The organism is Bacillus sp. AY18-3 (assembly GCF_008042305.1).
Taxonomy (GTDB): Bacteria; Bacillota; Bacilli; order Bacillales; family Bacillaceae_G; genus Bacillus_A; species Bacillus_A wiedmannii.
In genome coordinates this window covers 59,099-68,638 of record NZ_QKQR01000039.1, presented here as the reverse complement: position 1 = coordinate 68,638, position 9,540 = coordinate 59,099, and the positions used below count along the sequence as shown (strand labels likewise).

The window sequence follows — 9,540 nt, the reverse complement described above, 5'->3', positions numbered from 1 at the left end:
TTAGCAAGTAGGAAAAAAGGGAAAATTCATCGTAGTTTTCATAGTTAAAAATATACTTTTCTGGTTCAAAAGCCCCACCTTATTTTCGAGAAAAATTTGGGGCTTTTTTTGTTTTGGTGGCGTTTATTCTTCTTAAGTTGATGGTCACGTGGAGTTACCCCATGCCCATCAACCTAACAGAGCAGGTTAACCTCAAAATGAAAAAATGAACTTTGTTGCTATAAAATGCACAAAATTTTCGTTTTGGGGGTACTTCAAAATCTTAGCTTGATGGTGTGGCGCTACCCCTATACGAGGAAATATGATAGCAAGCATATACCGGAAGTGATAGAACTGAGTTATAAAAGGTAAGAGAAATTACATGAAATCATTACAAGGAATAAGTCTAAAATTAATATTTTTTAAAGCACTCAATAGCTGAGTGCTCTTTTTGTTTAGGACATAAGTAATCTGAAATGGAAATAAACTACCAATAAATGTTATTCTTAAAGTATAGCATTTATTTTGATTAGGGGGGTGATGGAGTCTATGGCGGTACGTATAGTCGATGATTTACAGCAATTATCGTTGTTACTTATGTTTTTAAGTACATGTATATTTTACAGATATTTAAAGAAGGTTAAACGAGATAGAAAATTGACTGGTTTTGAATGGACAATGTATTTTGTCACTCAATTTGCGACATTAATTTGGGCAATGACTTATTTTATTAAGCACTTAGCTGAATCGTAATTTCTATTCATTTAATCTAGTTTACTGTTATCTATTAGGGATATAAATATAGCCTGTATCTAAATCAATGAAGACATCGCTCGTGATGTCTTCTTGTAGTGATTTTGGTATTTTTTATAATGGTACTGTACACAAAATAAACTTAGAAGATCTTCATTAGATATCTCTTCATTTTTTACATTTAAATAAATTGTTCTTAATTCATTTAGAGAACAGTTAAGGCCAATAACATACTCATTTATTCCATATCCATCAAATTCAATTATCATATTATCACTGTTGGTTGCTAGCCAACTGTATAGCTTAAATTTTGGATGAAACATTCACATTAATTATTATAAATAGTTTAAGGGCTACTTTAATTATATTTTTTTAATGATTGCGGGTTTTCATCTCCCAGTGATTATCGGCCCGATCCTCACAAATAGCGGGATAAAAGGGAGGGTATGAATGGAACAATATAAATTATTTATAGAAGAGATTTTTCAACATGAAATTCATTATACTGCACTTGAAAAATGTTTTGAGAAATTAAGTGAAGGGATAATTACCCCTTTAAAAGTATTTGTCTCATATAAATAAAATGACCACGTACTTGTCACGTAGCTCACATATATTTCGTCACTAATTTGAAAACAAAACGAGGAGTAGCATGTACGGGGATTCTTTAACAGGTACAACGGGTTGGGTAAATAGAGGAGGTTTTTTGCTCTTTCATTATGTACAAATAGTATAAGTAGTGTGGGAGTTGAAAAAATAGTATATTATCTTTCTCAATGTACATATTAAGTAAAGTGTTTAATATCGTACATAAAAGGCGGGATAATATGGATGAAAATAAGAAAAATGAAGAATTGATTAAATTTAAGAAACAATGGTTTAATGAAGATAATCAACCAGTAGCTGGTATAGAGTTAGCTTTACCACCTGATATAGGCAGCATGTTAGACTCCAAATCAGTTGATGATAAAAGTGGAGAGAGTAATAATGAATAAGTTTAATCTATGCATCCATGCGGGTGCTTTTTATTTTTTTGACAATGGAAGATGGATCATCAAACCTTTATTGAAAAAAGATTAATCAAAATAGATTCTTTTTCAGTATATTTAAGTTTGATTTTCACAAAAAAGTTTAATTAAAATGCATTTAGAATGCTATATGAAATGGGTATGCTAGTAACATTCACCATTAAAGGATTGGGCAATTATGAATATGATTTGGGAAAGCGTTATTTTAATTCTCACTGGAATGATTGCATTAAAAATGACAGGTAGTAATTCTGTTAGCCAAATGACGAGAGCTGAAATCATTATAGTAGTTTCAATTGGACGTATTATTGTAGAGCCTGTATTAAGTAGGAAAGTAGTCCCATCTATATTTGCAGCTGTAATATTTGCAAGCATACTTCTTATCATTCATTTTTTTGAATTGAAATCAAAGAAGGTGGAGCAATTCCTAAATGGCAGTAGCATTGTAATTGTTGAAAATGGAGAAATTGTAAAAGAGAATTTGATGAAAGCAAAAATGTCGGAACAACAACTATATATGCAATTAAGAGAAAAAGGAATTCATGATTTAATGAGTTTACAGCAAGTTACAGCCGAACCGAATGGGCGTATTGGTTATCAATTAATAGAGAAAGCTCAACCGATAACTTTAGAAATGTTAGAAAAAATATTAGATCAGTACAATATAAAAAGATAATTTCTCTTGAGAAAAGCTAATACTACAACGGAAGTATTGGCTTTTTTGTTTTTCTACAAAAGCATAAGGATTAATAAAAAAGAGTGGGTTTTACACCAATCTTTAAAATAGATATAGGCTTATTATTATGCTATATTCAATGGAGCTATAGTGACTATGGTAAATGTTTTGAATAGAAGAAAGAACAACTGTATATTAACAATACACATACCATCTTGTATTAGAATCGTAAAAATTAAATTGGCACATGGAGCCGTATTATATAGGTCTTTCATGTGATACTAAAAATGAGATAAAAATAAGGAGATAGAAACATAATGGAATTTTGGGAATCAAGCTTTATTGAGAAACAAACGATGTGGGGTTTTGAACCTACAGAATCTGCAATTTTGACAAAAGATTTTTTTGTGGAAAACAATGTTAAAGACATATTAGTTCCGGGTATTGGATACGGAAGAAACGCAAAGGTGTTTATCGAAAATAGTATAAATGTAACAGGTATTGAAATTTCAAAAACAGCCATTGATTTAGCAAAACAAAACGGACTAGAAGATGTCAGTATGTATCACGGTTCGGTAAACGAAATGCCTTTTGATAACAAACTGTATGATGGGATATTTAGTCATGCACTTCTTCATTTGTTGAATGACCAGGAAAGAGAGAAATTTATTAAAGATTGTTATAATCAGTTAAAACCAGGCGGTTATTTGGTTTTTACAACAGTTTCTAAAAAAGCTCCTATGTATGGAAAAGGAAACCAGTTGGATAAAGACTATTTTGAGATAATGGAAGGCGTAAAAATGTTCTTCTATGATTCTGAATCTATAAAACAAGATTTTAATAAATATGGACTAGTACAAGTTTCAGAAATTGATGAACCAAATAAGATCATGGAAAATAAGCCTTCAATCAATTTTTTAATGGTCCAATGTAAGAAAGAACTATAAATAAAAGTTATTAAATATTATTAAAGATGTTTATATATTGATTATGCACAATTAAAAAGGACAAACATATAATATAAATACCTCTTAACTTTAAGTAACCTTAACTTTCGTTAATGGGGCATCTCAAAATCCCTGAAAAGAGCACTTGCGGAAACAAGTGCTCTTTTATTTTTTTGTTTATTAAATATTAAAAGGTAAAAATCTCATACAATAAAAATGAATCAGAAGGAAAGAGTCACATCTTTATTATACGATTACTTCTGAACGACAAAAGTAATAGCATTTGTTTTTAATTGAATGTGTCTTTCGTTTCGGACTATATTATAAGCTAATTCTTTTATTTCAACTTTTAATTCTTGCCATTCTTTATAAATGCTTTTTAATAGATGTAGCATATCTTCAGTAGGAAGGTTAATTTCAATTAAAGCATCTAATTCTTCATTCGTATGTAAGTCAATTTCTTGTATGTGCGAGTTAATAATTAAACAATTGATACCACCAGTCTTTGTACCTTTTTTCATAGAATGGAGCACGTTTTTTAAATCTTCTTCTGATTGAACATGCTCTAAACTTGATACTGCAACGATATAATCATAAGTATCAGGTTGGATGTAATAGTTTTCAATTGCTGCTTTTTCTATTTTTATAACTTCAAATACGCCATGTTCTTTGCTATAAGTTTGTAATTTTGTTAAAGCGGAATCAAGTAAGTCCACACATGTAACAGTGCCGCTAGTATTTTGTATCTTTTGTGCAATAGGAATACTATTTCTTCCGACGCCAGAGCCGAGGTCAAGTACTTGCAAGTTGTTTTGTCCTTCAAAGTGATCCATTAAGTCCATAACTGTTTTAACCGGTTCGTAAAGCCAAGAACCAGTTTCAAATAGTTTATATTGTTCATAGCAAAGGTCATGATATTTCTTTTCTTCTTGTCTTATGTAATTAATACGATTCATAGTGTTTCAACTCCAATACTTTCATTGCAACTTGATCCTTCAGTTAAACTTTCTTTAGCATCAATAACTAATTTTATATTGTTGAAAAAGATGTATACCTCACTTTTAACAATATTTATATAATTCGATAATAATTTAGATAAACCTTTTATTAATAATATATGGAAATGGGAACGAAGCCTTCTCAAGTAACTTGATGAAAGGTTATAAATACGAGGAGGAAAATGCATATGATGTTTTATGAAATTGTTTGCTTTTCTTGTAAAAATATATTTCGTGTTTATGAAGGTAGTGAAAAATATAAGCGATTTAAAGAGAAACCAAAAGGGGCATATTGTTGTGACGAGTGTAGCCACAAAATTCAATTAGAAGCGATAAAGAATTTTTTTAGGTAATTATATGATTTTAATTTAGAAAAGTATATCGAAAAATCCATCACAATATTAGATTTCTAAAACACAGTTAAAAGCAACGCAAGTACCCAAAGTTCTAAGCACTTGCGTTGCAAATTTTACTACCGTGAATACAATTTTGGACATTCATCACCACTAGGTTCATAAAAACAATGGCTTTTAAACTGTCCTACAAACGGCTGATTATACCATTCAGGTGGGCAAGCTCCAACTGGACGGAAATACCAAAGGGCCCATCGTGCAGGCCAGCGCCATTCTCCTTGTAAAACTTTTCTTGCAATTTCTTTTTCTGATTCACGAGCGCGTTGATAAAAATATCCGTATTGCACTGCTTCAAATCCGCCAGGGCTTTGATATACTGCATCACGTACAGACCGAAGTTGTTTAAAATCTAAGCAATCACAAAATACACGGTTTACGACAACGCAACCGACAAGTTGTTCACCTTGTCGACCTTCTCCTTCAGCTTCAGCACGAATTAAACGAGCTAGTAAATCAACATCGCTTTCGTTATATGGAATAAGGGGCATAGTGATACGACCTTTCTTTACCTGTTATAGTAAAGAGTGTATGTATGAAAATAAGCTAGGTGCTTTTCTATATGTAAATTCATTAATTTTTAAAAGGAGCTTTTATAAAAAACGCTAATTAGTAAGTGTAGACCAATATAAAGGGGAGAGATAAAATGTATCGCATTCATAAAGAACATATCATTTACGCAATGTCATCAGATAATCAGCCTTGTATGGAAGTAGAAGTGGGGAGTCGTCTTGTATTTGAAACATATGATTGCTTTGAAAATCAAATTGACTCTGAAGATGTTGCGTTTCAAGAATTAGATTGGAACCGCATTAATCCAGCAACTGGACCTGTATATATTAAAGGTGCAGAACCTGGTGATATATTAGTTGTAACGATTGAAAAAATTAAAATTGCAGAGCAAGGTGTTTTAACTACAGGGACGAATCTCGGTGTAATAGGTGAAGAGCTAAATGAAAATACAGTGAAAATTGTCCCGATACATAATGAACATGTTTTGTTTTCAAATGAACTACAAATCCCAATTAATCCAATGATCGGTGTAATTGGTACTGCGCCGAAAGAAGAGAGCATTTCATGTGGCACACCGCATGATCACGGCGGGAATATGGACTGTAAAGAGATAAAAGAAGGGACAACATTACTATTACCTGTAAATGTTCCCGGTGCTCTATTAGCATTAGGCGATTTACACGCAGCGATGGGTGATGGTGAAATTGGTGTCAGCGGGGTAGAGGTTGCTGGTGAGGTAACTGTAACAGTACAGACTATAAAAGGAAATAAATGGCCTTTACCAATGGTTATTCAAAAAGAAAAAATAATGACGATTGCTTCAGAGAAATTGTTAGATGATGCAGCGAATCGAGCTGTACGTAATATGGTGACATTTTTACATGAAGAATTAGAAATGCCTAAAGCTGATGCAACTCTTTTATTATCAGCAGCAGGTAATCTAAAAGTATGCCAAGTTGTGGACCCGCTTAAAACAGCGCGGATGGAAGTAGGGATGGGATATGTGGAGAAGCTAGGTTTTAATTTGAGTAAGTTTAATATTAAGTAAGAATAATAGAAGAAGGATACTTTTGTATAAAAGCATCCTTTTTTAATTTACGGATTTTGTGAAAAGAGGTAGTATTTATTTTGTATAAGTATATTTGAGATTGTGGATTAAAAAGGAGTTCAATAATGGTCAAAATTATGATTGTAGAAGACGATATGAAAATTGCAGAACTATTATCAACACATGTTGTAAAATACGGGTATGAAGGAATTATTGTATCGGATTTTCAAAATGTATTAGACATTTTTTTAGAAGAACAACCAGAGTTAGTTTTATTAGATATTAATTTGCCGAGTTTTGATGGATACTATTGGTGTCGTCAAATTCGTGGGGTTTCTACATGTCCGATATTATTTATTTCAGCCCGTGAAGGCACGATGGATCAAGTTATGGCGCTAGAAAACGGTGGTGATGATTTTATTTCAAAGCCCTTCCATTACGAAGTGGTAATGGCTAAAATTCGAAGTCATTTAAGACGTGCTTACGGAGATTATGCACCGAAAGTAGAAGAACGGATGGTTGAGCAACAAGGACTATGTTTATATCCCGAAAGGCTTGTATTGAGGCTTAAGAATCAAGAGATTGATATAACGAGAAACGAAGCTATTTTATTAGAAACGTTAATGAAAAATTATCCGCGTGTTGTGGGTAGAGAAGTGTTGTTGAATAAATTATGGGATAGCGAATCTTATGTTGATGATAATACATTAAGTGTAAATACAACACGTGTGCGAAAAAAGTTAAAAACGTTACAGATTGAAGATGCGATTGAAACGATTCGTAGTGTCGGTTATAGATTACATATTACTTGGGATACTGGTATGGAGAAATGATAAGATTATTTATTCGTGATCATATACCACTTATTTGTTTTACAGCAATCCAATTACTAGCCATATTTCTTGTATATTGGTTTGATGGGCATAACCATATTGCAACGGCATTATATGCAATGTTTTTAGGTGTCTTTTTTATGGTAGGCTATTTAGTATTTCGTTATTTTACTCATCGTACTTTCTATGAACGATTAGCAAATCCGTTGAACTCTTTGGATGAATCTGTTCAAAAATCAGATTTTGCAGCTTTATCTGATGCTCTTCAAGAACTACTTGAGGTGCAATATCGACATTATCAAAATCAGCTGCAAATACAAGAGAGAAAAAATAATGATCATTTAACTTTTATGAATCAGTGGATTCATCAAATGAAAACACCTTTATCTGTAATAGAATTAATTACACATGATGAAGTCGATTCACGTTTTGAAAGTATAAATGAGGAAACAGATAGGCTGAAAAAGGGGTTAGAGATGGCTCTGTATGTCGCACGTTTAGAAGCATTTACACAAGATTTTTATGTGGAAAAAGTAAAACTACATAAAATAGTGAATAATTCTGTACATGAACATAAACGCTTCTTTATCCGGAATTTTGTATATCCAGAGCTTAAAATTGATAAGGACATTAGTGTAGAAAGTGATGCGAAATGGTTACAATTTTTAATTGGACAAATACTATCGAATGCGATTAAATATTCATCAGGTAGTAGAGAAAAGATTAAAGTGAAAGCTTGTAAGGAAGGTAATACAGTTATACTTGAAATTGCCGATAATGGCGTAGGGATACCGAAGCAAGATTTACCAAGAGTGTTTAAACCTTTCTTTACAGGAGAAAATGGCAGAGATTTTAAAGAATCAACTGGAATGGGGCTATATCTTGTATATGAAATTACGAAACAATTAGGACATAGTGTAGAAATCCATTCAGAAGTTGGTAAAGGTACCGTTGTACGAATTATATTTTTTAATGTGTAAATAAGTGAACTAGGCTAAAGGACTTTGGAGATAAGTTTTTTAGCCTTACTTTATAGCGATTATATGAAATGGTAAAAGGTAATCTTCGTATGTATAATGACACGCAAATAAATACGATTGTTAAATTAGAAGTATTTAATAAAAAGCTGATAAATAGTTTTTGTAAGAAAAAAGCCACCCCTTTGAAAGAGATAGCTTCATGAATCCATCCTATGAATAAGTGTATCAACATTAATAAATATAATGTTCGAATTCGTGATATGGATTATGGATTATAATAGAATGAGTCTTTTGTTTTTTCATGATACAGTATTGTAATTAAGTAAACAAACTTAATAATGTATATCCAATTAATCCTAAAATAGTGATAGGAACCATCATTAAGAAAGAAGAAATGCGATTAGCATTAGAGCGTTCTAACACAAGAATCAAGATAATCCCGACTATCACTTCGGTATATCCAACAGGTAACATGTGACTATAGTCTTCAAAATGTAAAAGAATGTGAAGTCCATCCGTTACAAAAACTCCACTAATAAGCGCGCTTCCGAATTTATGAAGTGGATTTGTAGTATCTTTCCATAGAAAACCTGCAATTCCAAAGATAGTTCCTCCTATACATGCACATACAATCCATACAGATATAAAATAAATAGAGTGAGCTACATTTTTAATAACTATTGCATAACCATAGTAGCCTAATATCATGCCGAGTAGCGCAAGGATGCCAGAAAGTATAGCTGTACGTTTAGAATAACTCAAGCTAGCCACGAAAAAGGATGGAACTAACCAAACGCTTCCTAGGTTAACTAATGAATTCCAATTTCCTGGAAGTATACCTTGCCCCAATTTAGTTAGTATACCAACAATTACTCCTACTATAATCGGGATGAGAACGATCCTTAAAATAATATTTGATTTTGTAATTTTTAATGTTTTGTCCATAAATTCAATCCTTATATTAATATTTTCTGTAAACATATAATATCTTATTATAGGAGAGTAATCAATAAAAATTTATCGAAAAACAATAAGATATTATTGGATAACGAATAACATATAATTAATCATAAATTTATATAAAAATTATATAAGAGGGGGTACTTAGGGTTTTACTTTTTGGGGAAATATAAAGCAAGTAGTACAATAAATGCTGTTTGTTCAAAATGAATTTAAGAAATGATAAATAGCCCTTGAAGAAAGCAAACTTTATAATAGCACATATAATTGCATTTACTCATACAGTACTATCATGGTACAATATGGTTACTAACGACAGAAAGGAATGATGGGTGGACGATGATTAACTAATCTTATTTTTAAATGTTGAAATTCAATAAATTTCAATTTCTAAAAAATAGGATTAGTCTGCCCA

General features: G+C 31.7%; 11 protein-coding genes and 2 pseudogenes. 9 read left to right on the top strand and 4 right to left on the bottom strand.

Annotated features, from left to right (window positions below; genetic code table 11):
• Nucleotides 1–528 precede the first annotated feature (528 nt).
• A complete protein-coding gene (locus DM800_RS27295; protein WP_147788034.1) occupies nt 529–732 on the top strand; it encodes a hypothetical protein in 204 nt (67 codons plus the stop codon).
• A gap of 27 nt (nt 733–759) precedes the next feature.
• On the opposite strand, the pseudogene DM800_RS27290 reads toward DM800_RS27295, so the two are convergent.
• A pseudogene (locus tag DM800_RS27290) lies at nt 760–1,001 on the bottom strand (hypothetical protein).
• Nucleotides 1,002–1,200: 199 nt separating this feature from the next.
• On the opposite strand from DM800_RS27290, the pseudogene DM800_RS27285 reads away from it, so the two are divergent.
• The 4 genes and pseudogenes from DM800_RS27285 to DM800_RS27275 form a co-directional block, all read left to right on the top strand.
• Nucleotides 1,201–1,314: pseudogene (locus DM800_RS27285) on the top strand (alcohol dehydrogenase); the annotation flags it as partial.
• 194 nt (nt 1,315–1,508) lie between these two features.
• Entirely contained in the window at nt 1,509–1,727 is a 219-nt protein-coding gene (locus DM800_RS29415) for a hypothetical protein (RefSeq protein WP_141522823.1), read from the top strand.
• A 211-nt stretch (nt 1,728–1,938) separates the two neighbouring features.
• On the top strand, nt 1,939–2,436 hold the full coding sequence (locus tag DM800_RS27280) for a DUF421 domain-containing protein (RefSeq protein WP_147788033.1): 498 nt from the start codon (nt 1,939–1,941) through the stop codon (nt 2,434–2,436).
• 317 nt (nt 2,437–2,753) lie between these two features.
• Nucleotides 2,754–3,383 carry a class I SAM-dependent methyltransferase gene (locus DM800_RS27275; protein ID WP_147788032.1) on the top strand — a complete coding sequence of 210 codons (630 nt, stop codon included), beginning with the start codon at nt 2,754–2,756 and terminating at the stop codon, nt 3,381–3,383.
• Nucleotides 3,384–3,637: 254 nt separating this feature from the next.
• Here DM800_RS27275 and DM800_RS27270 read toward each other — a convergent pair whose 3' ends face one another.
• Nucleotides 3,638–4,339 carry a class I SAM-dependent methyltransferase gene (locus DM800_RS27270; protein WP_147788031.1) on the bottom strand — a complete coding sequence of 234 codons (702 nt, stop codon included), beginning with the start codon at nt 4,337–4,339 and terminating at the stop codon, nt 3,638–3,640.
• 224 nt (nt 4,340–4,563) lie between these two features.
• Here DM800_RS27270 and DM800_RS27265 point away from each other — a divergent pair, with 224 nt between their 5' ends.
• Nucleotides 4,564–4,734, top strand: a complete 171-nt coding sequence (locus DM800_RS27265; protein ID WP_000551042.1) for a DUF2197 domain-containing protein — start codon at nt 4,564–4,566, stop codon at nt 4,732–4,734.
• A gap of 119 nt (nt 4,735–4,853) precedes the next feature.
• Here DM800_RS27265 and DM800_RS27260 read toward each other — a convergent pair whose 3' ends face one another.
• On the bottom strand, nt 4,854–5,282 hold the full coding sequence (locus DM800_RS27260) for a cell wall hydrolase (RefSeq protein WP_137053787.1): 429 nt from the start codon (nt 5,280–5,282) through the stop codon (nt 4,854–4,856).
• A 155-nt stretch (nt 5,283–5,437) separates the two neighbouring features.
• Between DM800_RS27260 and DM800_RS27255 the strand changes: the two genes are divergently transcribed.
• From DM800_RS27255 to DM800_RS27245, 3 genes are all read left to right on the top strand, one after another.
• A complete protein-coding gene (locus tag DM800_RS27255; protein ID WP_147788030.1) occupies nt 5,438–6,352 on the top strand; it encodes an acetamidase/formamidase family protein in 915 nt (304 codons plus the stop codon).
• A 125-nt stretch (nt 6,353–6,477) separates the two neighbouring features.
• Nucleotides 6,478–7,185 carry a response regulator transcription factor gene (locus tag DM800_RS27250; protein WP_147788029.1) on the top strand — a complete coding sequence of 236 codons (708 nt, stop codon included), beginning with the start codon at nt 6,478–6,480 and terminating at the stop codon, nt 7,183–7,185.
• Complete coding sequence (locus tag DM800_RS27245) at nt 7,182–8,165, top strand: sensor histidine kinase (protein WP_147788028.1); 984 nt, start codon at nt 7,182–7,184, stop codon at nt 8,163–8,165. Before DM800_RS27250 ends, DM800_RS27245 begins: the two co-directional genes overlap by 4 nt.
• A 318-nt stretch (nt 8,166–8,483) precedes the next feature.
• Here the strand turns inward: DM800_RS27245 and DM800_RS27240 are convergent, their stop codons facing one another.
• The gene (locus tag DM800_RS27240) at nt 8,484–9,110 is read right to left on the bottom strand and encodes a DUF6518 family protein (RefSeq protein WP_147788027.1); all 627 of its coding nucleotides are present in this window, start codon (nt 9,108–9,110) and stop codon (nt 8,484–8,486) included.
• Nucleotides 9,111–9,540 lie beyond the last annotated feature (430 nt).